Annotated in this window: 25 protein-coding genes; 18 read left to right on the top strand and 7 right to left on the bottom strand. The window is 58.7% G+C overall.

Features of this window, described 5'->3' with window-relative positions; genetic code table 11:
• The 15 genes from AMA01_RS08560 to AMA01_RS08495 all read left to right on the top strand — a co-directional run.
• The coding region (locus AMA01_RS08560) for a DUF1156 domain-containing protein (protein ID WP_067850007.1) at window positions 1–2,053 on the top strand (2,053 nt) is incomplete at its 5' end.
• Window positions 2,054–2,062: 9 nt separating this feature from the next.
• Window positions 2,063–4,948, top strand: a complete 2,886-nt coding sequence (locus AMA01_RS08555) for an ATP-binding protein (RefSeq protein ID WP_307188452.1) — start codon at window positions 2,063–2,065, stop codon at window positions 4,946–4,948.
• 200 nt (window positions 4,949–5,148) lie between these two features.
• Window positions 5,149–6,039 carry a hypothetical protein gene (locus AMA01_RS13585; protein ID WP_231862884.1) on the top strand — a complete coding sequence of 297 codons (891 nt, stop codon included), beginning with the start codon at window positions 5,149–5,151 and terminating at the stop codon, window positions 6,037–6,039.
• Window positions 6,040–6,071: 32 nt separating this feature from the next.
• A complete protein-coding gene (locus AMA01_RS08550) occupies window positions 6,072–6,956 on the top strand; it encodes an S-4TM family putative pore-forming effector (protein ID WP_156468429.1) in 885 nt (294 codons plus the stop codon).
• An 801-nt stretch (window positions 6,957–7,757) separates the two neighbouring features.
• Complete coding sequence (locus tag AMA01_RS08545) at window positions 7,758–8,768, top strand: DUF4850 domain-containing protein (protein ID WP_231862883.1); 1,011 nt, start codon at window positions 7,758–7,760, stop codon at window positions 8,766–8,768.
• Window positions 8,769–8,829: 61 nt separating this feature from the next.
• A complete protein-coding gene (locus tag AMA01_RS08540) occupies window positions 8,830–10,266 on the top strand; it encodes a hypothetical protein (RefSeq protein ID WP_067849983.1) in 1,437 nt (478 codons plus the stop codon).
• A 109-nt stretch (window positions 10,267–10,375) separates the two neighbouring features.
• On the top strand, window positions 10,376–11,707 hold the full coding sequence (locus tag AMA01_RS08535) for a hypothetical protein (RefSeq protein ID WP_156468428.1): 1,332 nt from the start codon (window positions 10,376–10,378) through the stop codon (window positions 11,705–11,707).
• A 182-nt stretch (window positions 11,708–11,889) separates the two neighbouring features.
• Entirely contained in the window at window positions 11,890–12,309 is a 420-nt protein-coding gene (locus AMA01_RS08530; protein ID WP_067849979.1) for a GntR family transcriptional regulator, read from the top strand.
• Window positions 12,287–12,985 (top strand): ABC transporter ATP-binding protein, encoded by a 699-nt coding sequence (locus AMA01_RS08525; RefSeq protein WP_067849977.1) that lies wholly within the window; start codon window positions 12,287–12,289, stop codon window positions 12,983–12,985. The genes AMA01_RS08530 and AMA01_RS08525 overlap by 23 nt, the downstream gene beginning before the upstream one ends.
• Window positions 12,982–14,511 (top strand): hypothetical protein, encoded by a 1,530-nt coding sequence (locus AMA01_RS08520; protein WP_067849975.1) that lies wholly within the window; start codon window positions 12,982–12,984, stop codon window positions 14,509–14,511. The genes AMA01_RS08525 and AMA01_RS08520 overlap by 4 nt, the downstream gene beginning before the upstream one ends.
• 137 nt (window positions 14,512–14,648) lie before the next feature.
• Window positions 14,649–15,035, top strand: a complete 387-nt coding sequence (locus AMA01_RS08515; RefSeq protein ID WP_067849973.1) for a rhodanese-like domain-containing protein — start codon at window positions 14,649–14,651, stop codon at window positions 15,033–15,035.
• Window positions 15,036–15,071: 36 nt separating this feature from the next.
• On the top strand, window positions 15,072–15,413 hold the full coding sequence (gene trxA, locus AMA01_RS08510) for a thioredoxin (RefSeq protein WP_067849968.1): 342 nt from the start codon (window positions 15,072–15,074) through the stop codon (window positions 15,411–15,413).
• Complete coding sequence (locus AMA01_RS08505) at window positions 15,410–15,808, top strand: DUF302 domain-containing protein (protein WP_067849966.1); 399 nt, start codon at window positions 15,410–15,412, stop codon at window positions 15,806–15,808. Before trxA ends, AMA01_RS08505 begins: the two co-directional genes overlap by 4 nt.
• Window positions 15,809–15,907: 99 nt before the next feature.
• The gene (locus AMA01_RS08500) at window positions 15,908–16,663 is read left to right on the top strand and encodes a DUF3891 family protein (protein WP_067849964.1); all 756 of its coding nucleotides are present in this window, start codon (window positions 15,908–15,910) and stop codon (window positions 16,661–16,663) included.
• Between the two features lie 38 nt (window positions 16,664–16,701).
• The gene (locus AMA01_RS08495) at window positions 16,702–17,592 is read left to right on the top strand and encodes a 3-hydroxyacyl-CoA dehydrogenase (RefSeq protein ID WP_067849962.1); all 891 of its coding nucleotides are present in this window, start codon (window positions 16,702–16,704) and stop codon (window positions 17,590–17,592) included.
• Between the two features lie 41 nt (window positions 17,593–17,633).
• Here AMA01_RS08495 and wrbA read toward each other — a convergent pair whose 3' ends face one another.
• On the bottom strand, window positions 17,634–18,254 hold the full coding sequence (gene wrbA, locus AMA01_RS08490; protein ID WP_067849960.1) for an NAD(P)H:quinone oxidoreductase type IV: 621 nt from the start codon (window positions 18,252–18,254) through the stop codon (window positions 17,634–17,636).
• A gap of 126 nt (window positions 18,255–18,380) precedes the next feature.
• Between wrbA and AMA01_RS08485 the strand changes: the two genes are divergently transcribed.
• Window positions 18,381–19,079, top strand: a complete 699-nt coding sequence (locus AMA01_RS08485; RefSeq protein WP_067849958.1) for a GntR family transcriptional regulator — start codon at window positions 18,381–18,383, stop codon at window positions 19,077–19,079.
• 107 nt (window positions 19,080–19,186) lie between these two features.
• On the opposite strand, the gene AMA01_RS08480 is transcribed toward AMA01_RS08485, so the two are convergent.
• The 5 genes from AMA01_RS08480 to AMA01_RS08460 form a co-directional block, all read right to left on the bottom strand.
• On the bottom strand, window positions 19,187–19,771 hold the full coding sequence (locus AMA01_RS08480; protein ID WP_067849956.1) for an acetate uptake transporter: 585 nt from the start codon (window positions 19,769–19,771) through the stop codon (window positions 19,187–19,189).
• A 126-nt stretch (window positions 19,772–19,897) separates the two neighbouring features.
• Window positions 19,898–21,847 (bottom strand): acetate--CoA ligase, encoded by a 1,950-nt coding sequence (gene acs / locus AMA01_RS08475; RefSeq protein ID WP_067849953.1) that lies wholly within the window; start codon window positions 21,845–21,847, stop codon window positions 19,898–19,900.
• 253 nt (window positions 21,848–22,100) lie between these two features.
• The gene (locus tag AMA01_RS08470; protein ID WP_067849951.1) at window positions 22,101–22,394 is read right to left on the bottom strand and encodes a DUF1292 domain-containing protein; all 294 of its coding nucleotides are present in this window, start codon (window positions 22,392–22,394) and stop codon (window positions 22,101–22,103) included.
• 97 nt (window positions 22,395–22,491) lie between these two features.
• Entirely contained in the window at window positions 22,492–22,845 is a 354-nt protein-coding gene (locus AMA01_RS08465; protein ID WP_067849949.1) for a YlbF family regulator, read from the bottom strand.
• A gap of 50 nt (window positions 22,846–22,895) precedes the next feature.
• Window positions 22,896–23,384 (bottom strand): IDEAL domain-containing protein, encoded by a 489-nt coding sequence (locus AMA01_RS08460; protein ID WP_067849946.1) that lies wholly within the window; start codon window positions 23,382–23,384, stop codon window positions 22,896–22,898.
• Between the two features lie 275 nt (window positions 23,385–23,659).
• Here AMA01_RS08460 and AMA01_RS08455 point away from each other — a divergent pair, with 275 nt between their 5' ends.
• Entirely contained in the window at window positions 23,660–23,860 is a 201-nt protein-coding gene (locus AMA01_RS08455) for a hypothetical protein (RefSeq protein WP_067849945.1), read from the top strand.
• Between the two features lie 65 nt (window positions 23,861–23,925).
• Here AMA01_RS08455 and AMA01_RS08450 read toward each other — a convergent pair whose 3' ends face one another.
• Window positions 23,926–24,336 carry a YgaP family membrane protein gene (locus tag AMA01_RS08450; protein WP_082744083.1) on the bottom strand — a complete coding sequence of 137 codons (411 nt, stop codon included), beginning with the start codon at window positions 24,334–24,336 and terminating at the stop codon, window positions 23,926–23,928.
• 173 nt (window positions 24,337–24,509) lie between these two features.
• Here AMA01_RS08450 and clpP point away from each other — a divergent pair, with 173 nt between their 5' ends.
• Window positions 24,510–25,088: an ATP-dependent Clp endopeptidase proteolytic subunit ClpP gene (clpP, locus tag AMA01_RS08445; RefSeq protein ID WP_067849941.1), complete on the top strand. Its 579-nt coding sequence runs from the start codon at window positions 24,510–24,512 to the stop codon at window positions 25,086–25,088.
• Window positions 25,089–25,107: the final 19 nt, after the last annotated feature.

Here is a 25,107-nt window from a genome sequence, read left to right as displayed (position 1 = left end):
AAAAGGCTCATCGAAGAAGCCTGGCAAGGAGGTATACATTGAGCCAGTTATCGAAGGTGATTCTTACAGATTTGAAGTTCGGCATGGACAGCCACAAGACCCGCAACAAGTGGCTCGTGGTACCAAGCTCTCAGGTCGTGCAACGTTTCGTTGTCTACTGTCCGGCTCCCCTATTCCAACAGACTATATCAAGGCTGAAGGAATTGCTGGGAGAATAAGGAAACGTTTGCTTGCAGTTGTTGCGGAGGGCCAAAATGGGCGAGTTTATCTATCAGCCAGGCCAGATATGCATTGCTTGGGCGATGTTGACAGGCCAAAATGGCTCCCTAGCGTTGAGATACAAGGAGATCGGCGGTTTATGACCACTCCACTGTATGGACTTACTCATTTTCATCATTTGTTTACGGAGAGGCAACTTATTGCACTGAATACGTTCTGTGACCTTGTCTCAGAGGCGCGGGAAAAGGTGTACGAGGATGCACGTAGCAGCGGTATGGCGGACGACGGAATAAGACTTGGGGATGGTGGGTCAGGCGCGAGGGCGTATGCAGATGCAGTAGCAGTTTACCTTGCTTTAGCGGTAGACAAATTAGTGGACCGTGGGAGTGTAATCTGTTCTTGGGACACAGGATACACTAAAGTGCGAAATACATTCGCTCGCCAGGCCATCCCCATGGTATGGGATTTCGCTGAGGCAAATCCCTTTTCGGATTCAACGGGAAATTGGATGAGTATGGTAGAATGGGTCTGGAAAGTCGTAGAGAATGTTCCGATTAATACAATTTTAGGTGAGGCTCATCTCGCAGATGCACAGACCCAGTCCATAAGTGCAGGCAAGATCGTTTCGACGGATCCGCCATACTACGACAATGTAGGCTATGCGGATCTCTCAGACTTCTTTTACGTGTGGTTGAGACGCTCCCTAAATCCAATTCTTCCAAGACTATTAGCAACACTGATGACACCGAAAAAAGATGAATTAGTGGCAGCGACCGACCGTCATGGCTCCAAGGAAGATGCGAACTTGTTTTTCATGCAAGGCATGTCCAAGGCGATGTCCACCTTAGCAAATTCAACTCATCCCGCCTTTCCGGTTACAATCTATTACGCATTCAAACAGTCAGATACAGAGGACGAGGGGACTTCCTCAGAAGGTTGGGTTGCGTTCCTCGAAGCGCTTCTTCAAGCGGGATTTGCCGTTACCGGTACATGGCCCCTACGGACCGAATTGTCAAACCGCATGCGTGGTTTAGATTCAAATGCTCTTGCGTCTTCCATTGTCATTGTGTGCCGTCGACGGTCCGCCGATGCTGAGACGATCTCCCGGCGAGCGTTTCTGAGGGAACTGAACACGGTCATCCCTGAGGCTCTATCGGACATGATGCACGGCGGTCCAGATCAGTCACCTATCGCTGCCGTCGATCTCCAACAAGCGGCAATTGGACCCGGTATGGCCGTGTTCTCCAAATACGCCGCAGTGCTTGAAGCAGATGGGTCACCGATGACGGTGAAGACGGCTTTGCAGTTAATTAATCGAATTGTTGACGCTTATTTGCATGCCTCCGATGCGGAGGTCGACGCCGACACGTTGTTTTGCATCAACTGGTTCGACCAATTCGGATGGTCTGAGGCCGACTTTGGTCGTGCGGATGTTTTGGCGCGTGCCAAGGGGACGAGTGTGGATGCGGTACACGCTGCGGGGGTTCTGACTGCGGGTCACGGCAAAGTCCGATTGCTGCGATGGCAGGAGTACCCGTCCGGTTGGAGTCCGGGTCAGGACCATGACATACCTGTATGGGAGGCGCTTCATCATCTGATCCGCGCACTCCAACTGGAAGGCGAGCAGGCTGCGGGCAAGCTGCTTGCGGGCATGTACAGTCGTTCCGAGTCTATCCGCTCATTGGCGTATCGGCTCTATACATTGTGTGAGCGCAAGGGATGGGCGGAGGACGCAAGGGCATACAACGAACTGATTGCGAGTTGGGATGCCATTGCCGAAGTGGCCCACAAGACTGGACTGTCCGGTTCTCAATTGACTCTGGATGTGGAATAGGACGGAGTGATGGTCATGCTTCTCAAGCCTTGGCGCGAGGTTGCCGTACCGCATGAGGATGTGTTGCGCGGGACCTTTCAGCAGTCAGAGTTTGCGGCCGATTTGACACGTGTTCACAATGGTACCGCAACGGACGAATACAAGGACCCGAAACTCTTTTACGCTCGGACTTACATCACCGAGGGAATGCGGTTGCTCCTTGACTCCATCGTGCGTCGTCTGTGTAGCCTCGGTGGAGAGCCAGTGGTGCAGCTCCAGACAGCGTTTGGAGGAGGCAAGACTCATACCCTGCTGGCCGTGTATCACTTGGCCAAGGGAGAGGTACCTTTACACGAGTTGCAAGGTGTCGGGCCTATCGTCGACGCCGTCGGTGTCGTGGAGGTTCCAAAAGCCAGGGTTGTGGTGCTTGACGGCAATCAACTGTCCCCGAATCAGCCGCAAATGCACGACGGCCAGCCCATTCGGACGATGTGGGGCGAACTGGCTTGGCAGCTTGGTAAGCGGGCCGCTTATGAGCGAATCAGGGAATCAGACGAATCGGGGACGTCCCCAGGCAAGGGCGTGCTGTCGGCGCTCCTAGAGGAATACGCTCCTTGCGTCATTCTCATGGACGAGCTCGTCGCGTACCTTCGCCAATTCGAAGAGGGCCGTCAGTATGCGGGCGGAACCTTTGAGTCCAACTTGTCCTTCATTCAAGCACTGACGGAGGCAGTAAAGGCCGTCCCGAACGCGATGGTGCTGGCATCGCTGCCTGAGTCCGAGTTAGAACTCGGAGGTCCGCGTGCGCAGTTGGCCCTCGACAGCTTGGAGAAGATATTCGGCCGAGTGCAGGCACTTTGGAAACCGGTTGGCGCCGAAGAAGCATTCGAGATTGTTCGGCGCCGGCTGTTTTCCGCGATCGCGGACGAGCGGGCGATGGAAGAAACCTGCCAAGCGTACATGCAGATGTACCTGCAGCATGCCGGTGAGTTTCCATCGGAGACTCAGGAAAGTCGGTATTTGGAGCGTTTGCGGGCTTCATATCCGATTCACCCAGCGGTCTTCGACGCATTGTACAATGTCTGGTCGTCGATGGATAAATTCCAGCGGACACGCGGTGTCCTGCGCTTGATGGCAAAGGCAATTCACAAACTGTGGACGGACGGCAACACTTCGCCGATGATCCAACCTGCTGATTTGCCCATCGACTTTGCGGACGTGCGCAACGACCTCTTGTACTATCTTCCGCAGGGATGGGACCCTGTCGTAGAACGGGATGTGGACGGTCCGCGATCGGAGACAGCGAGACTCGACCGCGATACCCGATTTGGTGCAGTTCAAGCAGCAAGGCGCGTTGCACGCACGATTTTTCTCAGTACGGCACCGGAGGTACCTGGCCAAGCGGCACGCGGAATCGAAATCCCAGATATCCTTCTCGGCTGCATGCAGCCCGGACAGACTGTAGGGGTGTATAAGGATGTCCTTCGCCGTATGAGTGACACCCTACATTATCTCAATGTCGCGGGAACGCGCTATTTCTACGACACGAGACCGAACTTGCGGCGCGAGATGGAGAGCCGCAAGCAGCGTTTCGGGAGGGATGAGACGGAGAAAGACATTCGTGATCGCATCACGAAATGGCTGGTTCGCAGGGCACCGTTTGAGGGGGTGCACGTGTTCACCTCATCGGCTGACGTGCCCGACGATGAGCGAATCCGATTGGTGGTCTTGCCGACGGAGGCAGCGTATAGCCGATCGGCTCCGGAGGATGCACAGGAAGCCGCGAAGCAAATCCTTACCATGCGCGGGACACAGCCCCGGTTGAACCAGAACCGGCTCCTGTTTCTTGCTGCGGACTATGATGTCGTACAGCGACTGAGGGACCATGTACGTACAGCGTTGGCATGGGCCTCGATTCAAAAGGACGTCGCGGAATTGCGACTCAATCTCGATGTGCTTCAACAGAATCAGGTCAAGCAGCAGTTGGATACCGCTCAGCAGGTGGCTGCGCGCACGCTACGGGACGCGTATAAGTGGATGCTCATTCCGTATCAGGAAGTTCGCAACGGAAAAGGCTTGGGTCCGCTTTTATGGGAAGCCGTCATGTTATCGAGCAGTGCAGCCAATACAATGGACGAGATATGTAACAAGCTGAAAGACAACGAATTCTTGATCGAGACTTGGTCGCCGGTGCACTTGAAGCCTCAGCTTGAGAAGTGGTTCTGGAAAGAGGATAAATCGGCTGTGTCGGCGTTCGAAGTCTGGAGGAGCATGTGCCGGTATGTGTATTTGGATCGGCTGACGGACATGGAAGTTTTGCGCCGGGCGATTGAGGTCGGAGTGCGGAGCGGTGCTTTTGGCATTGCCTATGCCGAGGCTGATGGTGAGTATCGGGGCTTTGCTTTTGAGGAGCATGCCCCCGTTGCCATGGACGAATCTCTATTACTAATTGAGCCACAGGAGGCTAGGGCATACGCAGAGAGGAAACAGCGGGAGGCACAGCAAGCGCGAGTGCCAGAAGTGGTGGACACACAGGGTGGAAGCCCATCGCATGCTCCCTTACAAGAAGGAAGTTTGACGGGCGTCCATAGGCCTGTGAATACACCTGCCACTGGAACCACTGTCGGGACATACGTAAGAGAAGACGGCGGGAATGGCCAAGCGCGGGAGATTGCCGCGGCGAAACGTCGGTTTTACGGTACAGTACAGCTCAATGCGATGACGTCAAAAATGGAGTTTAGCACCATATTCGACGAAATCCTGAAGCATTTCACGAGTCGTCCGGATGTTCAAATCGAGCTCACCGTAGACATATCTGCTCGTTCGGAGCAGGGATTTGATGAGGGATTCCAGCGAATCATCAGCGAGAACATGAGGCAGTTGAAGTTTCAGCACGGGGAGTTTGAGGAGGAGTAGAGCCTCAAAGTTGGCTGGTGTATCCTTTTTGGGTGCATCATATTGAAGTTGTAGTAGAGTGAGTGCGAGCAACGCACTTCCTTAGTGGGGGATCCTCTTTGGCTAGGACTGTTGCTTCTGCCTTTCGGCAATTCGCGAGAGATTACGTTGATTTAAATCCTGAGGACGTTTCAGGCGCACGACGGAGTCGGGATTGGCTGGTGAAGATCATCGAGAGTTTTCCATCTAAGTATAAAGGATTTCCAATAATTTATAAAGAAGAATCCCCGGTTTTGATGGGTTCATTTGCTAGGAGTACCAAAATTCGTACGTTGGATGATGTAGATCTTATAATTGTTTTTTCGGCTCAAGGTTCTACTTACACAGAGTCGTCAGACAAAATAGAGGTGCATGTACCGGAAAGTGCACCGCAACTGCGCCGTTTGTGTGACGACGGGGTCCTTAACTCTCGTAGGGTGTTAAATTTGCTTAAAGCATTTCTGTCTGAGGTGCCACAGTACGATAATTCTGAAATCCATCGGAGTCAAGAAGCAGTAACATTGCATCTTTCTAGCTATGATTGGAACTTCGACATTGTTCCGGCCTTCATCACCAAACCACGCGTGGACGGACGTACATATTATGTGATCCCGGATGGACGCGGTGCGTGGAAATTCACTGATCCACGTATTGATGCAAAACGTGCAACTGATACAAATCAGCGGCACGATGGTAGAGTACTTGGGCTAATCCGTCTCCTTAAGTATTGGAACAGGCGTTGTGCTGTTCCTGCGATTTCATCTTATTTACTGGAAAATATGGCAATATCATTTTTTGAGAAAAAACGGGTGATTGGTTCCGTTGGGGAAGCTTTGCGCGACCTATTCACATTCATAAGTACGGCTGTTTACAGTCCTTGCCCTGACCCGAAAGGAATACAAGGAAATTTGAATAACTTGGACGACGATGTTCGTGATAAAGTTCATTCCGCTGCAGCCAGTGCTAGTAAGCAGGCTACTGCGGCGTTATACGCAGAAGCAAAAGGGGATCACGAGATTGCGATTGAAGCGTGGAAACGGATCTTCGGTTCGGAATTCCCTGGTTATGGATGATATCTGCTGTGTTCATTAGGGGGTTGAGAGTCTTGAAGGGATTAGTCACGAACCAGAATGAAGATTCAATGCTCAAAATGTTTGCGGCGGCGCAACGCCTGTACCGTGACGCAAAACTTATTTATAGTATATACTCCGGCCTATCATTACTAATCGCAGTTAGCACGGTAATCGTTGCTACGGCCGTTCGATCATCTGAGCACATTATCGACTTAATCAGTTTTATTGTTACAATGTTGTACTATATTTGTATAAAAGGGGCTATTAAACATAAGGTTGTTCAAGCAGCCAAAACACAGGAAGAAATTGATGTCAAATTGTTCGGCTTGGAATGGAACGATCAACTAGTTGGACATCGCGTTCCAAGAGAAGTGATAAGTCGAGCAAGTAGGCGATTTGGGTTACGTAATTTAGAATCACTGAAGGATTGGTATCCGGATGTTTCCGATGTGCCGTATCCAGCAAGCGTGCTGATCTGTCAACAGTCAAATTTATCTTGGGACCACCATCAACGCCAACAATACACATACATTTTAATTGGGGCTGTGTGCATAATTGCGTTTGGCGATATCGCGTGGATGTGGGTTTCGAATCTTCCTATTCGTGATGCTTTACTAGAACAGTTTGTTCCGGTGATATCTCTGTTGTTATTCGGCATAGACGGGATTAGACACAATCGGCAACTTATTGTTCAAAAGAAAGCGATTCATGAAGAAGTATTGAACCTAATTGAAAGCAAAATTATGGATAGAGACTTCGAGGTGTCAGTGTGCCGTCGAATTCAAGACAAAATTTATCAAACGAGAACTGAACCGATTTTCGTTCCCGAATGGTTTTATCGTATGACGAAACGCAGATTGCAAATGGATATGGTAGATGCTGCTAGGGATTATGAAAAACTTATACAAGGTCACTAACCCCTGTGATTAGCCGAAACTCCCCAGATATTTCTCAATAAATCTTCCTGATGAAAAAACCTAGTCACAGCAAGTCGCGTCGAGTCTGAATGTAAGTAGAGGGACATGGGCCAACATGGCTCCCAAGTCCCTTGTAACGATGAGGTGCCCGATTAGACTTGGTGTTCGATTGCATTTCTTGAAAATCATCCTATTGCCAACGTCGAACTAACTGGAGGTCGGCTATCAATGACGTTGTTGATGCCTATCCTCAACTCGAGGTGCTCTCAGCAACCTTACATATTATTCGGATATTATGAAAATTAGTCTCAAATAATACAGCGATCCGGCAGATGTTGTTTTAACGGGCTTCGCGGCGCAAGGGGATTTGGGTGTCACTTTGGGTGTCAACTCATCAAAAATCGTATGTGCTCAGGTCCGCTCACCGCAAAACACAAATGCCGAAATCCCAATCGGGACAAGGCTTTTCAGACCTGAGCACAACTTGATAATACTCCACGAAATCGGACAATTTGACTCTCGTAATGAGCAGGTCGTCGGTTCGAATCCGACAGGTGGCTCCATATTTTATTGCAAGCAGGGCAGTTAACCCAAGAGGGTCAGCTGCCCTGCTTGGCTTTGTGTGCCAAGTGGGCTTGGGTCTTCCAAAGTCGTGATCGCAAGCATTCATGCGGCATTCCTCTATCTTTCCACATCTGTGTCGCCCCATCTTCATCGCCGCGGAAACGACTCGTAACGTCATCCACCGCACATCGTCCTCGGTTTCCATGGGCCTTGTTTCCTCGGGCGAGAGGATTTCTCGTGGCGTTGTCGAACCTTCTCTTATCTTCGGCGATTTTGGCGGACGCGAGCGAATGCGTCCGCGCACGGGAGACGTTCCATGTGAATCGGCTACCACCTTCGAAGATCCCATCCGCGTGGAAGCGCGCGCGGATGGCCGGCGTGCGACGCAATGCGCGCTTGTTCGCGCTGGTGGGTGCGCTCGCCACCTCCCTCGCGGGATGCGGCGGTCCTCCGCAGTCATCCGTGGAGCACGTCGCGAACGCATCCAAGCCCGAGACCACGGCGCATCCGACGCATGCGGCGGAGCCCAAAAAATCGTCCGCACCGGCCAACGCCACAGCCCAAGAGACCGGGAGGTCTTCCCAACCGGCGTCCACTGCCAATGAGAGCCTCCTGAACGACGAAAATTCGGTGCTCTTCATCGGGCGCGACGGACAGCAGGTGCGCATCCCCGTCGTGCCCATTGTGAATGCGCAGTACGGGATCACGCCCACGCAGCCGCTTTTGCCGTATCCGCCGGGAGGATTTCGCCCGGTTCACTTCACCATCCCTTCGGGCCAAACGGCAGACCTGTGCGTGTACTTCATGAATGACGGCATGAATGACGGTGGCGTGGAACTGCTGGGACCGCGCGGCTGGTGGGTCACCCGCGCTGGCGTTGGCGCCGATGCCTCCGACGCCATTGACCTCGAGAGCGAGGACGGCACGGGCGCGCTCACGTTCTTCATCGACACGGCTATGGGTAGCATCGACGAGGACGTCATGGCGTACTTTCCGAACTGGCAGCAGCTGTTGCCGCAGGACGCCCAGAACTTTGGCCCTGTGACGTCGCCGACCTTTGCCGCCCGCGTTCTTCTGAACCCGAATGTCCTAGCGTATGAGCTAGCAGATGGCACGAACGGCCTTGCCATCTTTGTGCATGGTCCGAACGTCAACTGGGCCTTCATCCAGGAGGAGATTCGGGGCGTCCCGCACGCCCTGGAGACCACCATCCTCAACTACGAGTTGTCCGTCGCGCATGCGTCTTAATTCGCTTCCCGCGCCAGCTCCTTTGCGGAGATCCCGGCGCGTCGGCATGGAGGGTTGCTCCATGAAAAAGGTCGTAAGCACCGCCTCATGCGTAATGGCACTAAGCGCGCTCCTCGCGGGGTGCGGTTCATCTCCTGATGGCGAGCCGAGCGGGGCGGCGAGTGTCCAACATCGCGCCGTAAGCTCCACTGCGCAGCCAGCACCCGCGTCGACATCCAAATCCGCTCAAGCAGGTGACGCGGCGCAAGCCGCAACCGCCGCCTCGGAATCGCAGCCCGCGAGAACTGGGGCCGCCGAGGTTTCGCCCGCGCCTGCCGTCGGCTGGTACGCGGTGCCCATCGGCCAGGTTTACGGCGATCTCGCCGTGATCGCGGGCATCGATCCGGAGGGTGCGCGCCTGCGCATCACGGTGCGCGTGGAAGTCCGCAACCGCGAGGGGTGGATCGCGAGTCACCGCTGGGCCGCCGCGTGGTTCACGCCGGCCACCGGAGCGCTCCAACCCGCGGGCAGCCTGCCTGCGCAAACGCAGCGCACGTATGCGGGGCCCGTTCATCTCGAGTTCTCGAGCGGCTTCCCGAGCGGATTCGTGCCCGTGCCGGTGACGGTCCAGGTGGGTGGGAAGCCCGCGGCGAAGTGGCCTTCGGGCATTCCAACCTACGGCTCGCTCGTCAATCCTGAGTCGCTGCCGCCGGGATCGTGGGACAATGTCATTCTAGGCCAGGTCGGGAACTGGATTTGGGTGGCGCTGAAGGGGCCGAAGGATCCGCCGTTTTTCCCGCACGCGTGGCCCATCACGTGGGGATTCCGCACGTGGGATCGGCTCGTCGCGTTTGACGTCGTGACAGGCCAGGCAGTCGAGTACGCCATTCCTCGGAGCTACGGTTACGGCAGTTGGGTGGATATGGTGACGCCGAACGACGTGTTGCCTTCATTCGCCCGCGAGGGAAATCGCGTCTATGTCGCGGTGGGCGAATGGGTGGGGTGCTTCCCGGCTGTGCCGGAAGCGGCAGGCGCACCGACGGTGGTGCGCGCCGCGAGCCCGGTACGCGTGGCGGCGAGCGGTTCGTACGTGGCACAGGAGGGCCGGGCCGCCCTGGCGGACCTTGCGGCGGATGAGCGCCAGGCGGCGGAATTCCTCGCGAGCTACTGGGATATGGAGATGGGGGCGCATGTGCCTGGCGTACCGCCGCTTTCGGCGTATCAAACCGGCAAAATGCGCGCGTGGAACCAGGAGCTGGCCATCCTCAATCACGGTGATCTGCCGCCCGATTTGCTCTGGAGCCTATTCTTCCCGTTCCCGGCCGGATCGCAAAGCGACGCGGAGCGCCAACAAATGGGCCGCGCCATCCTGAACATGCTGCAGAGCCGCCTGCAGGCGGACGCGTACGGTGTGCTGGCTCTGACGCCGAAGCAGGTCGTGGCGCAGTTTCACGGCAATCCTCCCATCGCGCTTCCCGGGTACGTCATCCGAAATCACCTGTACGTGCCGGCGTCTTAAATCGCGCCTGTGATCCGGAAGCTTCATGCGCGCGTGTGGACCAGGGGCCTGAGCCTTCGGCTGGAGACTGACTGGTCGGTCGATCCGCCGCTGAATTGGAGGTCTCGACGTGGGACGAACGAGTTGGACGATGGGCGCTGTCTTGGCGTGTGTCCTCTCTGTGTCGGGGTGTGGAACCGCGCCTTGGGAAACGACATCCATCTCGACGACGCCGTCGACGGGGCAGGCGGGTCAGGGGACGTCCGTCAGCCATGGTGAGATGGGATGGTACTTTGTGCCCATTGCGTCGATGTACGGCGACATGGCCGTGATCGCGGGGATTCGCCCGGGCAAGGGTCGGCTGAAACTGTGGATTCGGGACGATCGCTTCCAGGGCGAGGGCGTCACCTTTGCGAAGACGTGGGACGTGGCCTGGTTCACACCGGCCACCGGTGTGTTGACGCGCGCCGGCACGATGCCTTCGCGCGCCCAATCCCGCTACAACGGATCGGTACAGCTGGTCTTCCCCTACCAATGGCCGACGGGCGGGCATCCCGTGGAGGTCTCGGTGCGAATGGGCACCCGACCGGGACCCCCGTGGCCAGCGGCCATTCCCATGTATGGATCGGACATGACGCCAGCGTCTTTCGCACCAGGGGCGTGGGACAATCTTATTCTGGGCCAGGTGGGGGACTGGGTCTGGGTGGCTCTCAAGGGGCCTGAGTCGCCGCCACTCCCAGGGGGCACGTTCGCGACGCTGTGGGGTTATCGCACGTGGGACCGCCTCGTCGCGTTCAATACGAAAACGGGTCAGGCCGTCCAGTACCCCATTCCACGCAGCTACTCCATCGGATCGTATATCGAGATGGTCACCCCGAATCTCACGGTGCCCTCCTTTGCGGTCCAGGGCGACAGGGTGGATGTGGGGGTGGGTGAGTGGATCGGATCTTTTCCGGCCAAGCCCTCCATCCCCGCCCATGCGGATGTCCTCCGCATTCAGGCTCCCATCATTCAAGTGCCCGATTCGGCGTACGTTGAGTCCACTGGCCAAGCAGCGCTCGACGCGCTCAACCTGGATGTGGAGTTGGCGGCGCAGTCGCTCGCCAGCTACTGGGACAGTTTGGTGGGTGTGAGCGTTCCGGGTTTACCGCCCTTTTCCGAGTATCGGACGGGCAAGCTATTGGCGTGGAACCTGTATCCGACCCTCGTGAATCACGGCAGCTTGCCGCCCGATATGCTCTGGTCGCTCATGTTTCCCTATCCGGCAAAGAGCTCGGTGGATGCTGAGCGCAACGAACTCGCGGAAGAAGTGGTAGCCATCATGCAGTCGCCGCTCGACTGGGATGCCGAAAACATGGGCGCCATCTCGGCACGGGACGTGATCGCCCGGTTTCACCATCGTCCGCCCATGGCGCTGCCTGGGTATGTCGTCCGCGGAGATGCCTACTGGCCGAAGGGGTGACGCCCATTCGCCGCGCTCGCGTGAACAGGTCTGGCCGAGGTTCGGCTCGAAGCAGCTTGCGACAAGGCATGGCCGGGCCCCGGCCTTCGGCCGCCTTGTCGCGAGTCGCGGGGAATTGCGGCCTGAGTGTATCATGTGATTTAATACACTTAACACATTCGGGCTGCGAGGGGGGGACCGCCATGACGCTGGATCCGCCTTGGCAACCTCCCGCGTGGGAGCTCGATCCGTCGCAGCCGCTGTATGAGCAGATTGCGCACCGCATCCGGGTCGAAATCGCCGCCTCGCGCCTGCCAGGCGGGACGCGCCTGCCCTCCGTGCGCGATCTCGCCGCCAGTCTACGCGTGACGCCCAACACCGTCATGCGCGCGTACGCCGAGCTGGAGCAGGACGGGCTGCTCGAGACGTTTCGCGGCCAGGGCACATTCGTGGCGCGCAGTTCGGGGGTTGAGGCGCGGGCCCAGGCGCGCATTGCGCGGCAGGCGTTGGAACACGTGCGGCGCGTCGCGGCCGATCTCGGCATGCGCGTGGAAGATTTGCTTCGGCTGGGCGCCGAAGCGGGGGGAGGAGAGGACGACGATGCAGGCAGCCATCGAGTGTGACGGCGTGGGGTTCACGTTTGCCAGGCGCCCCATTCTTCGCGACGTGACCGTGCGCATCCCGGTCGGCGAAATGGTGGGACTTCTTGGGCCAAACGGCGCGGGCAAGACGACGCTCTTGCGCATCCTTGCGGGCGTCCTAGCACCCGAAGCGGGCCGCATCCGGGTGCTCGGCGAGCCGCCGGGCTGGCGAACGCTTCGGCACACCGCGCTCTTGCCCGAGCGGGGACATCTCCCCGGCTGGCTGACCATCGGCGAGTGGATCATCCATGCTCGCCGGCTCTATCCCGACTGGAGCGAGGAACGCGAGCGCCGCCTCGTGGACGATCTCGCCCTGCGCCTCGACCGCCCCATCGCCCGCCTCTCCCGCGGCGAGGGAGTGCGCGTAGGGCTCCTCACGTGCCTCGCGCGCGAGGCGCCCGTCGTGCTCCTCGACGAGCCGTTCACGGGCATCGACCTGTTGTCGCGGGAGACCATCGCGTCCGCCATCGTCCGGGAGTGCGGTGACGGGAGCCGCACGGTCATCGTCGCCACGCACGACGTCCGCGAGTTTGAGCCGCTCTTCGATCGCGTCCTTTTCCTGAAAGACGGCTCCATTGCAGCGGACGAGACGGCCGAAGCCATCCGTGCGCGTGGCCAGTCGGTCGCCTCGCGCTACCGGGAGGTGTTTTCGCCGTGACGCACGCGGATCGATGGCTCGCCCTGTGGCGGTTCGAGTGGTCCAGGGGAAGGGGAGGCCAGCGTCCATGGAAGCGGCGACTCGTGTGGCTCCTCGTCGCGGCGGGGGTATCGCTGGCCGCGGGCCTGACCATCTCGGCGAGCACCTCCGCTTCGCCGAATCGCGTCGGACTCGCGTCGTTCACCATCTGGCTCCTCTTCGGTTCTTTTTCTCTCGTGCGCGCCGGGACGGGAGACGGACTCGGCGCGACGGCGATGCTTCCGTATTCGCGCTTCACGGTGGTGTGCGTTCGCGCCGCGGTGGTGTACGCGCGGCTTTGCGGCTGGTGCCTTCTTGGGGCAGCCCTCTCCGCCGCCATCAATGCCGCGTATGGGCTGATGCGCAATCCTCAGGTTCTCGGTACTTTGCTTTCACTCCTCGCAGCGGCAGCCCTGATATGCATGGGTCTCGCCTGTGTCTCGGCGGTTCTCTCCGCGCTGCGAAGCTCGGCCTATCGCTGGATGGGAACGTTAGGCGATATGATTGGGTCGGGCTTGATCATCTTCCTATGCGACGACGTTGCCAGGCGCGGTCCTCTGTCCGAAATGCACGAGAGTTGGCTGGTGTTTGCGGCGGTCTACGCGGCGTATGGCGTGGTCGCGGCTGCCGTCGGCACGCGTTGCCTCGTCCGCGGCACGTGGCTCCTTACAGCAGGGGACGAGGTGGAGCGCGTCCGTCCTGAAAAAGCGGAATCGTCGCGGCGCTTCATGCACCGGTTCGACCCCAATTCGAGCGCCCGCGGTTTGCGCCCGCAGGTCAAATCAGTCAGCGTGAACCTCGTCCGCACCGCCATGTTCATCTTTCGGATGGGACTTGGGCGCGTGCTGTGGCCGGGCGGTGCCAGACCGGCTTGGAGGGCCGCGGTGGTCCTCCTCTTCGGCCCAGTCATCGTGTTTGTGGCGCTGGTGGCATTGGGGTGGACGTCTCGCGATGCTCATCTCCTGTTCGCCCGTCTCGAGGGTGGCATGATCGGCGGCGCGTGGCTGTGGACGATGTTTTGCGGCTTCGCGGTGGCGAGTCTTCTCGAACACCTCGGCGACTGGATGCGGGGCTGGCCCGTGCGCAAGGAGGGCGTGATCGCCGGATTTGCACTGGCTGAAAGTCTCAGCACTTGGCTGTGGCTTGCCGCGGGTGTGCTGGGTGGCGTGGTCCTTTGGGCGCATCTGGAATTGGCTCACCTGACAAGGGGCGAGGATGTTCGCGAGGTGCTTCTGGCGGGACTCGTCAGCGTCCTCGTGGGCACGTGGAACACCGTTTGGTCGGCGGCCTGGACGGTTTGCTCCGAGCGAGGCGATAGGTTCGCCTGGTTTTCGTTCGAGATCTTCTTGGCGGGCGTGTGGTTCGTCGAAGGCGGACGCGTGGTGGCCTGGTTCGACACCGTCGCCTGGCCGAAGGTCGCCGGGGTTGCCGTGGCGTTTCTCGCCGTCGCGGCCATGGCACTTGCGCCTCGTCTCCACGCCGCCGCGCGGCGCCTGATTTCCCCTTAGAGGCGAGGCGCGCATACTCATGCCATCATGGCAAGGCGGCCGATGTGTTCCATGCGGCCGCTTGTTGTTTTGCATGCGTTGCCTTATACTATACCCAGTAAGGTATGAAGGTGAGCCTACAAGGAGTGAGATAGTCGATGTCGTGGATTTGGATCATTGCGGTCGTGGCCATTGTGGGTTTGTGGGTTTGGCGGTCGTTGCCGGCCAAGGGCGTCCGGTCGATCTCGGCAGAGGAGTTGAAGGATCTGCTTCGGGGCAAAAAGTCCGGCGCGCAGCTCGTCGATGTGCGGGAGCCTTCGGAATTCCGGGGCGGTCACATTCAGGGATTCAAGAACATTCCACTCGGCGAGTTGCCGAATCGCAGCGGAGAATTGGACAAGGATAAGCCCGTGATCGTCATGTGCCGCTCCGGTGCGCGGAGCGCTCGCGCGGCCAAGTGGCTCGCACGCCACGGTTTTCGGGAGGTGCGCAATCTCACGGGCGGGATCATGGCTTGGAATGCGGCGAAGCGGCGTTCGTCCTGACGAAGCTGCCGCTTCGGGAAAGGCGGAGATGTTGCCATGGCCACGTTGACACTGTCTGAGGCGTCCTTCACCGCGCTCCTTCGCGACGCCGCGAAACCCGTCCTCGTGGACTTCTGGGCGCCGTGGTGCGCACCATGTCGGCTCATGGCGCCCGTGATTGAGGCGGTGGCTCGCCAGTTCGAAGGAGCGTTGATTGTGGGCAAGCTGAATGTGGACGATCATCCGCGCGTCGCGCAGGCGTATGGAGTGATGAGCATTCCGACGCTGATAGGATTTCGCGAGGGAATGCCGGTGATGCGGCTTCAGGGGCTGGCGCCGAAACACGCTGTGCTTCAAGCTCTGGAGTCCGTATGGAACGACGGGAGGGATGGAGAATGACCGAAACCTGGGCTCGCGTTTATGATTCGCCGCATTCGGTGGACGAGACGGTCGAGCGAGTCACCGCGGCGCTGAAGGAGCAGCAGTTCGGCGTTCTGTGGCAAATGGACGTGCCCGAGACGCTTCGCGCCAAAGGCATGCCGTTTTCGACGCCGTACCGAATTCTCGAGGTGTGTAACCCCAAGGCCGCAAACGAGGTCTTGTCGCAAAACCTTCAGGTCGGGTATTTTCTCCCCTGCAAGGTCGTGGTGTACCAGGACGGTGAACGGACGAAGGTGGCGTTTCCCAGGCCGACGTCGCTCATTGGCTGGATTGGCGATCCCGCCCTGGATCCCGTTGCAGCGCGCGTCGAGGATGCGCTCGAAAGCGCCGTCGCTGAGGCCACGCGCGACTGAAGTCTTGCACATGTGGCAGGAATGTGAGCCGCTCTGGCGAAGCGATTCAGCATCGCTTCCCAGAAGCGGCATTTTGTTTAGCAATGGAGGCGGTCGGACGTGATCGTCGTGGACGTGGGAGACGCGTTTCGGATGATTGCTCAGTATGATCACAGCCTGCACGCGGGCGAAATGGGCGCGTGGTTGCGGGATGAAGCGTTTTCAAGCCCCGATCGGCGGACCTCGGTCCTCACGGGTGTCGCGGAGCACGACTTGGCCTGGCAGGGAATGGACAAGGTGCCCATGTGGAACGACGCCGGCAGGAAGCCGTACTCGTTTCTCGACCTACCCGATTCTTGGAAACTGGCTCATTATCACTGCGGGGTCGACGAACTCGAGGCTCGAGATCCGTACGCTGGTCTCCTCGCAAGTCGGCATTACACGGCCTTCTTCGAGCATGCCACGGATTCGGACGCGCTGGCCTTCCTCGCGCGGGAGCGGTCGCGCCAGGCGCGCATCGCGGCGGATCTCGGCGTAGAGGAGCAAGATGTGGAGCGCGATGTGCGCATTGTCCAATTTCTCGATAAACTATCCTTGTACGTGTGCCTGAGCGATCCGCCTTCCGGTCAGAATCCTGGTGCCCCTTGGCTTCAGCGTCCCTTTCCAGAGCTGGAGCCCGCCCTGGGCGAACCCGTTGAGGTTCATTGGGTGGGGTCTGGCCGGGTCGGATTGAAACCGTTTCCTTTTCGTGCCGCGTTCGCGTGCGACGTCCCGGTGCGAAGGGTGGACAAGCGCCGCATCGCGGCGGTCGGGATCGCCACGGCCTATCAGGAAGCACCTGTCGAGCGAGAGCGCGTGACCATGTCGCCCGCGTAAGGAAAACGGCAGGCGCCGCAAAGGGAAGGGTGGAGAAGATGACATTTCGGAACATCACGGTCGCGGGCGGCGGCGTGCTGGGGAGCCAAATCGCGTACCAAACGGCGTTTCACGGTTTTCCGGTCGTCATCTACGACGTTTCGGACGAGGCCCTCGCCAAGGTGCGCGATCGCCTGGAGAAGCTGAAACCCAACTACATGCGGGACCTCGGTGCGTCACAGGAGCAAGTGGACGCGGCCATCCACAGGATACGGCTGACGTCCGATCTCGCCGACGCCGTGCGAGAGGCCGATCTGGTCATCGAGGCGGTGCCTGAGATTCCCGATGTGAAGCGGGAGTTTTACGAGCGGCTGGGCAAGGTCGCGCCGGCGCGTACGGTATTCGCTACCAATTCGTCGACGCTCCTTCCGAGCCAGTTTGCGGAGGCCACGGGGCGGCCGGAGAAGTTTCTCGCGCTTCACTTTGCGAATTCCATTTGGCGGCACAACACGGCGGAGGTCATGCGCCACCCTGGGACCGACGAGCAGGTGTTTCGGGACGTGATCGAGTTCGCGCGAGCCATCGGCATGGTGCCGCTGCCGCTGCACAAGGAGCAGCCAGGGTACATTCTCAATTCGCTGCTTGTGCCCTTTTTGGAGGCTGCTCAGATGTTGTGGGTAAACGAAGTGGCGGATCCAGAGACCATTGACAAGACGTGGATGATTGCGACAGGCGCGAAGGAAGGGCCGTTTTCCATCTTGGATACGGTGGGCATTCGGACGGCGTACAACATCGCGTCCGGCAAGGCGAAGTCGGGGAACGAGGCCTACGTCAAACTGGCCGAGAAACTCAAGTCGATGATCGACCAGGGCAAGCTCGGCCGCGAGTCTGGGGAGGGATTTTACCGCTATCCGCATCCTCGGTTTAAGGAGCCCGATTTTCTCAAATAGTCCTTGTGCAACGAGGCGGGCCCGCTTGCGCGGGCCTGTGCTCAAACGGTCACTGCCTGCCCCTGCTTGACCCAGGACGCGATGGTCACCGTGCGACGGGCCTGATGGCGAATCGCATCCTGTGTCCCTTCAGGGATCTCGCCGTTTTCCGACACGGTCACGCTCGTACCATACGGATTTCCGCCCGACGCGTACGCGGACGCGTCCGTGAAACCTGGTGCAGCGACGATGGCGCCCCAGTGGAACATGGAGGTGTAGAGTGAGAGAATGGTCGCTTCCTGACCTCCGTGCGGATTCTGCGCGCTCGACATCGCGCTCACGACCTTGTTTGCGGTCTGTCCCTTCGCCCACAGGGGTCCAAGCGTATCTAGAAATTGTTTCATCTGCGACGGGATGTTGCCGAATCGGCTCGGAACGCTGAAGATGACCGCATCTGCCCACGCCACGTCATCCGGCGTCGCCACAGGGATGTGCGCCGTGGCTGCGACGTGCGCCTTCCATGCCGGAGAGGACTCAATGACTTCGTTAGGGGCGAGCTCTGCAACCTTTCTTACCCGCACTTCGGCGCCAAGTTCTTGCGCAGCTTCCGCCGCGATCTGCGCCATTCGATAGTTGGTCCCCGTTGCACTATAGTAAAGGATAGTCAAACGGACGTTGGACATTGCCTTTCCTCCACTCCATGTGTCTCTTTATCCTGACACTTACAATTCGTAAGTGTAGGCGATGTCCATGATAGAGCCTGAACGCGTTGGTGTCAACTGACTGAAGGGTTCGAAAGGAGGGGTACTTTGGACCGGGGCAGCGACGAGGAACAGAAGCTCGGAGACGCCATCGCGGATGTGCTTCGCCGGGAGATTGTGTGGGGCGAATGGCCTGCTGGGCACGTGTTCAGTGAAAATGCGCTGGCGCGCCGCTTCGGTACCAGCCGCTCACCTGTACGCGAAGCCCTTCGGCAGTTGGCGCATGAGGGACTGATTTCACTTGGTCGAAGCGGCGCCCGCGTGTTGGGGCTCGACTTGACCGACGCCTTGGAGCTGTACGACGTGCGAACGTTCATCGAACAATTCAGCGCCGCTCGCGTGTGTCAACGGAGCCGCGTTGAACGGGAACGGCTCGCCGGAAGTTTGTTGAGTCTCGTGATTGAAATGGAAGATGCGGCGCTGCGCCGTGATTGGCAGAGATTTGCGGAGCTTGATCTCGCCTATCACGACGTGATGGTCCGCGCATCCCGCCATCGTCGCCTGACGCGGCTTTGGGACGAGATGCGAAAACTCCTGCAACTCACGTTGGCGCTGGTCATGCGCAAGCGCATGCAGCGAGGTTCCGCCGATATGCAAGGCGCGCTGGCCCAGCATCGAAGTCTTGCGGAGGCCATCGTCGCGGGCGATGGAGATTGGGTGCGGGGCGTGATTCAATCTCATGTGGAAGAGACTCGTAAATTGCTCGAGAGCGGATTGCATGGACACATCGGGGATGACGAGCGCTGAACAGGAAGCAGGAGGGAGGCAAACGCAAAGGCGGCCTGGCAAGAGCCGCCTTTGCTGCGAAAGTGGCTATTTCTTCGTGCAAAAACAAGCGTTTTCTCGGTTTGATATTAAGCGCTTACACCAGCCGACGAGGGGCGCTTTTGTGCAAACGGCTGGCCCACAGGCATAAAGACGTGTCCCATCGTCTCGTTCAACACGGTGGCAAACGACGTGTAGAGCGCGCTCAGTCCGCAGATAAAGCCTACCCAGCCACCGGCGGAGCTGCTGCCAATGATGCCAAAGGCGTGCGCCGCGAGCAGGAAGAACGTGATCCACAGGGTCAGGAACACGAACCAGAGCGCCTTGTTCAGATAGAAAGTGCCGAACCACAAAAACAGCGTGAGAATTCCGAAGAACAGGAGGAAGAGTCCCAGCCCTGCCGTGGGCGCGAACTTGTTGATGAGGTAGAACGCCCACCAGAACGCGCCGTATGAGCAGAACGCGGTGGCGCCGAATGTGTTGCCCTTGCGGAACTCCCAGAGTCCAGCGATGAACTGCGCCGTTCCACCGTATGCGATGGCGAGTCCGAGGACCACGCCGAGCGCGCCCGCGCTTTCCACGCCTGCGTTGATGAGGCTCAAAATGCACGTCGTAATTCCAAATCCGGCGAGGCCGAGCGGGCCAGGATCTGCAATTTTCACCTGACCAGACATTCTATTCACCCTCTTTTCCATCTCTTTTCATGGGGCGACAACGGCTCGGCAAAATCGAGTGGGCGTCCTGCGCCTGCCGGATCACCTCCTTCCAAGCGCAGGACGTCCGTGCGGCTGACATCTCAATCATTCCTGGTCCTTGTATTGCGACTTCAGCTGCTCGACGACGGCTGGATCGGCCAAAGTGGTGGTGTCGCCGACAACGCGTCCTTCTGCGATGTCGCGCAACAGGCGGCGCATGATCTTGCCGCTTCGGGTCTTCGGCAGATCTGCGGTAAAGATGATCTCCTCGGGCCGCGCCATGGCGCCGATCTGCTCCACGACGAACTGCTTCAGTTCCGCGACGAGATCGTCCGAACCGGTGTGGCCTTCTTTGAGGATGACAAACGCGGTGATGGCCTGCCCCTTGACTTCGTGGGCGCGTCCGATCACGGCCGCTTCTGCCACGGCGGGATGAGCCACAAGGGAGCTCTCGACCTCCGCCGTGCCGATGCGGTGGCCCGAGACATTGATGACGTCGTCCAGCCGCCCGACAATCCAGTAGTAGCCATCCTGATCTCGATACGCGCCGTCTCCAGGCAGATAGATACCTTCAAATTTTCCGAAGTACGTCTTGCGGAAGCGCTCGTCATCACCCCATACCGTGCGCAGCATGGACGGCCATGGCTTGGTGATGACAAGATTTCCGCCATGTCCCGGTGGCACCGGATTGCCGTCGTCGTCGAAAATATCGACGGAGATGCCGGGCACCGCCTTGGTGGCGGATCCGGGCTTGGTGGTGACGATGCCTGGCAGCGGGGCGATCATCGCGCAGCCGGTCTCCGTCTGCCACCAGGTGTCCACGATGGGGCAGCGCTCCTGCCCAACGTATTTGTGGTACCACATCCACGCCTCTGGGTTAATGGGTTCGCCGACGGAACCGAGCAGCCGGAGCGTGCTGAGATCGTGCTTTTCGACGTACTGGGGACCCCACTTCATGAACATTCGGATGGACGTGGGTGCGGTGTACAGGATGGTCGCACCGTATTTCTCCACAATGGCCCAGTACCTATCGCGATCAGGATAGTCAGGCGATCCTTCGTACATGACGACCGTCGCGCCAGCCGAAAGAGGCCCGTACACGATGTAGGTGTGGCCGGTGATCCAGCCGATGTCCGCCGTGCAAAAGAACACATCATCGTCCTTCAGGTCAAACACGGTCCGCATCGAGGTGTTGACGCCAACCAAATATCCACCCGTGCTGTGCACGATGCCTTTCGGCTTGCCCGTCGTGCCTGACGTGTAGAGCAGGAAGAGGTAGTCCTCCGCATCCACGGGTTCAGCGGGGAAGGGCTTCGTCGGCGCGTTCTCCATAAGTTCATGCCACCACACGTCCCGCGTCGGATTCATACCCGCTTGGGCCGCTTCGCCAATCCGCTTGACGACCACCACTTTCTCAATAGGCGTGCCCTCGACGGCTTCGTCGGCGTTCTGCTTGAGGGGGATGACCTTGCCGCGCCGCCAGCCGCCGTCGGCCGTGATGAGCAGCTTGCTGCCGGCGTCCAGGATGCGATCTTTCAAGGATTGCGCGGAAAAGCCTCCGAACACGACGGAATGCATCGCGCCGATCTTGGCGCACGCGAGCATCGCGACCGGGAGTTCGGGAACCATCGGCAAATAAATGGTGACGCGGTCTCCCTTTTTCACGCCAAGCTCGGTGAGCATGTGCGCCGCTTTATCCACTTCGCGCCGCAGCATGTCGTACGTGAGCACGCGGCTGTCGCCTGGCTCGCCTTCCCAGATGATGGCCGCCTTATTCTTGCGGTGCGTGAGCGTGTGGCGATCTACGCAGTTATACGCGGCATTCAACTTGCCGCCGATGAACCACTGTGCATGGGGTGGGTCCCACCTGCAAACGCTTTCAAATTCATGGAACCAAGTGATGTTTTCGGCTTGTTTCGCCCAGTAACCTTCCGGATTGTGCGCCGCTTCCTCGTAAATGCTTTCATCATTGTAATTCGCTTGGCGGCGAAATTCTTCCGACGGGGCAAAGGTGCGCGTTTCACGGAGTAGTGCGTCGAGATCATTTGGCGTCATGGTCCGGCTCCTTTCTCTGGCCGCGTCGATCACGGCGGCAACTTGAATGGTTCGATTCCATGATAGAATAAATAGCGCGAAAAGACAATCTCCAACCGGTGTCAATGCCTATATATTCGAAATTCGCGGCGATTTATGCCCCTCATTCCGTGGGGACTGCACAACCCGAGAGCGCCGCGATATGGGGGCGAGCAACATGAAAAAGGCCGTTTCGCGATGTTTCACACCGCGAAACGGCCCGTCAACCTCGCCGTCAAATTTCCTCGTCTTCTTCGCTGTCGTCGAACAGTTCATCATTGTACGCATCGACGACGCGCTGCCATTCTTCGTCATCCTCAATCTCGGACAGCACCATTTGCTCGCCATCTTCTCCGTCGATCCGGAAAATGACGCCTTCGTCCATGGAGTCGTCGAGCGGCAACAGCACCGCGTAGTCCTTGTTGTCGACCGTCAAGACCTCGCCCAGTACAAACTGATGCTCTTCGCCGTTTTCGTCCTCCAGGACGATGACCTCGTCCTCGTGATCGACAAACTCGTCATGAGCCATTTCGATCTCATTCCCATCCGCAATCCAGATTTGGCCTGCGCCATGCTTGCATCAACATAACACCATGTGTCCACGGTGTCAACGCGTCTGGCGGCGCTCACCCATCCGGCGGCAACGACAGCGCTCGCTGCAGTCGGCTCGAGACCTCATCGAGGAGGTCGTTAAGTTCCCGCTCCGCCTGTTCATATGAGGCAATCTCGGGGACTCCCCGCATCTCCGCCAGCAGGCGATCCGCCTCCTCGATGACGTGTCGATAATGCATGGGTGGCACCCGCCGCGCTTGAAATTCGGTGACCGCCTCCTGGAGTTCGCGGAATCGGCGGAGCATGGACTGAGCTTGCGGCGAGCCGTCCAGTTGGACTTTCGCGTCGCGGTACCGCTGCGCCTGCTCGGAATCGGCGATGAGACGGGCGAGTTCAGACGCTTTATCCCAGAGCGCTCCTCGATCCATCTCATCACCTCACATCCGCAGCGTTACCGGGCAGAAGCATGTCTATACGCCTACGTGGCACTCGTCGCCGGACCAACGGCAGAGTCTTCCTCTCGCATCAGCTCTTCCAGTTCTTTCACCGCGCGGTCGAAGGCTTCTCGATTCCGCTCGTCAAGTGCGCGGTCGATCTTCATCCGAATTTCCTCGCGCCGCATGGCTCGCGCCTCAACCTCGGACAGAACTTGCTGCACTTCCGGCGGAATCGGAAGTTCCGGTAGATTGATGAAGACAAACAACTTGTCTGTCGAAGAAGCATTGTTAAAATACGTCTGGAGAGCAGGCAGGATTTCCTCCGCTTGGCTCACCTTCTTAATGCGGCCGTTCAGCGGCAGGCGGGCAATCATGCCGTGACGCCCGATGATGAGCAGCGGCACGTTCTCCAGCACGATGTTCGTCGACTCCAGTTGGCCGTGGCGAGCAGCGAGGAAGTCGATGACGGCCTCTGCTCCGGGAGGGAGCAGCTTGGTCTTGAGCAACAGGATGTCATCCTTCGTCATCATCGCGCGTTCACTCCTTTGCCGGAGTTTCCTCCTGACGGATCATACGCCTGGTTTCACGCGACCGCGCTCGTTCTGACGGACAAGCTCGAATACAAATGCGTTCCACAGGTCGTGCACCGACCGGCGCTTCGCCCCCACCGAAGTGGTGCAAATATTGTAGCAAATGCCCCGCGGAAAGAAAATGAGGCGAACGCCATTTTCCCATGCGTCACATCGATTCCCTGCGTCCGCAGCCCGGCCGAGCCTCATACTACGTGCAGAGGGAGGGAAGGCGCATGGGCGATTGGGTGTACTTCGCGGGCGTATATGATACCAAATTCGAGGCGTATTGTGCCGTCATGTGGGTCGAAGCCGACGAGCGGATTCGGCGATCCGCCCGTCCGACCCAGGTCGAGGTGTATCGTCTGCGCAATGGGAAATACGGCGTTCGCTTCCTTCCTCAACAGGATGTGTTGCAGCGGGCGCGCGCGGAATGATGCGCGTCGCTCGTGTGCACATCGAAGAAGACAGCCATCCCGCGCGGTGGCTGTCTTCTTGCGTGTCAGGCGTTGTCCTCGTCGCTTGGCTCGCGTTTGCTGCCTTCCACAAGGAACTCCGCCACTTCGTCCGGAATGGGGGTGTCCGATGTTTTGACGCGATCGGCCGCCTGCTGCACCGTGCCTTGCGCTTGATCAACCAGGCGCTCGACGCCCTTCTGCGCGATCGCCGATGCTTGTCGCATCCACGATTGGCTTGCCCTCGCCGCCTGTTCGCCGGATTTCGGCATCCGTTCCACCGAAGCCTTGATGGGACAGTAGCCTGAGATCGCTTCCGCAATTTTCATCGCGCCAAACCCTGCGAGCAGGGCTCGGGTGAAAGCAGATTGTCGGCGGCCGTAGACGGCGGACGACAAACTCGCGACGCCAGCAGCCAGGCGCAGATAGCGATCCGCAGGGTGAATGTTGCGCTGCATGACCATCCTCCTCTCGCGTGAATATCCACAGTATCCCGCGTGAGGCGGGCCGGCATGCCGAGAGCAACCTCCTGTGCTGGAAAACCTGTTGACTTTGACTAACCTTGATGAAATGGCAAGGTCGTGTCATAATGGTTATTGTAGTACCGTAGACGAAAAGGAGGCTTGAGCGCATGAGTCTCATCCCGTACGTGATCGAGCAGACGTCGAGAGGGGAGCGCAGCTACGACATTTACTCGCGTCTGCTGAAGGACCGGATCATCTTCCTGGGGACACCCATCGACGATGACGTGGCGAACGCGGTAGTGGCGCAGCTTCTGTTCCTCGCCGCGGATGATCCGGAAAAGGACATTCAGATGTATATCAACAGTCCGGGAGGATCGGTGTCGGCAGGCCTCGCCATATATGATACCATGCAGCACATCAAGCCCGATGTGAGCACGATGTGCGTTGGCATGGCAGCGAGCATGGCAGCGGTTCTGCTGGCGGCTGGCGCGAAGGGCAAGCGCTACGCGCTGCCGAACTCCGAGGTGATGATCCATCAGCCGCTCGGGGGCGCAAGGGGCCAGGCTTCGGATATCGAGATCCACGCCCGGCATATCCTGAAGACGCGGGAACGCCTCAACCACATCTTGGCGGAACGGACAGGGCAACCGCTGGAGCGAGTCGCGCAGGATACGGATCGCGACAACTTCATGTCGGCGGAGGAAGCGAAGGCGTACGGGTTGATCGACGAGGTCATCTACCGCTGACACAGAATCCGCTCACGGC

The organism is Alicyclobacillus mali NBRC 102425, assembly GCF_001570745.1.
In the GTDB taxonomy this organism is placed as follows: domain Bacteria; phylum Bacillota; class Bacilli; order Alicyclobacillales; family Alicyclobacillaceae; genus Alicyclobacillus; species Alicyclobacillus mali.
The sequence above is the reverse complement of the archived record's forward strand: the minus strand, read 5'-3'. Positions and strand labels throughout refer to the sequence as shown.

Excerpts from the sequence above, each read along its gene's own strand:
- clpP (WP_067849941.1), top strand. The coding sequence starts at position 24,510 with ATGAGTCTCATCCCGTACGTGATCGAGCAGACGTCGAGAGGGGAGCGC.
- AMA01_RS08465 (WP_067849949.1), bottom strand. The coding sequence starts at position 22,845 with ATGGATCGAGGAGCGCTCTGGGATAAAGCGTCTGAACTCGCCCGTCTC.
- AMA01_RS08530 (WP_067849979.1), top strand. The coding sequence starts at position 11,890 with ATGACGCTGGATCCGCCTTGGCAACCTCCCGCGTGGGAGCTCGATCCG.
- AMA01_RS08525 (WP_067849977.1), top strand. The coding sequence starts at position 12,287 with ATGCAGGCAGCCATCGAGTGTGACGGCGTGGGGTTCACGTTTGCCAGG.
- AMA01_RS08470 (WP_067849951.1), bottom strand. The coding sequence starts at position 22,394 with ATGGCTCATGACGAGTTTGTCGATCACGAGGACGAGGTCATCGTCCTG.
- AMA01_RS08505 (WP_067849966.1), top strand. The coding sequence starts at position 15,410 with ATGACCGAAACCTGGGCTCGCGTTTATGATTCGCCGCATTCGGTGGAC.
- AMA01_RS08460 (WP_067849946.1), bottom strand. The coding sequence starts at position 23,384 with ATGATGACGAAGGATGACATCCTGTTGCTCAAGACCAAGCTGCTCCCT.
- AMA01_RS08515 (WP_067849973.1), top strand. The coding sequence starts at position 14,649 with ATGTCGTGGATTTGGATCATTGCGGTCGTGGCCATTGTGGGTTTGTGG.
- AMA01_RS08495 (WP_067849962.1), top strand. The coding sequence starts at position 16,702 with ATGACATTTCGGAACATCACGGTCGCGGGCGGCGGCGTGCTGGGGAGC.
- acs (WP_067849953.1), bottom strand. The coding sequence starts at position 21,847 with ATGACGCCAAATGATCTCGACGCACTACTCCGTGAAACGCGCACCTTT.
- wrbA (WP_067849960.1), bottom strand. The coding sequence starts at position 18,254 with ATGTCCAACGTCCGTTTGACTATCCTTTACTATAGTGCAACGGGGACC.
- AMA01_RS08450 (WP_082744083.1), bottom strand. The coding sequence starts at position 24,336 with ATGCAGCGCAACATTCACCCTGCGGATCGCTATCTGCGCCTGGCTGCT.
- AMA01_RS08480 (WP_067849956.1), bottom strand. The coding sequence starts at position 19,771 with ATGTCTGGTCAGGTGAAAATTGCAGATCCTGGCCCGCTCGGCCTCGCC.
- trxA (WP_067849968.1), top strand. The coding sequence starts at position 15,072 with ATGGCCACGTTGACACTGTCTGAGGCGTCCTTCACCGCGCTCCTTCGC.
- AMA01_RS08455 (WP_067849945.1), top strand. The coding sequence starts at position 23,660 with ATGGGCGATTGGGTGTACTTCGCGGGCGTATATGATACCAAATTCGAG.
- AMA01_RS08540 (WP_067849983.1), top strand. The coding sequence starts at position 8,830 with ATGAAAAAGGTCGTAAGCACCGCCTCATGCGTAATGGCACTAAGCGCG.
- AMA01_RS08555 (WP_307188452.1), top strand. The coding sequence starts at position 2,063 with ATGGTCATGCTTCTCAAGCCTTGGCGCGAGGTTGCCGTACCGCATGAG.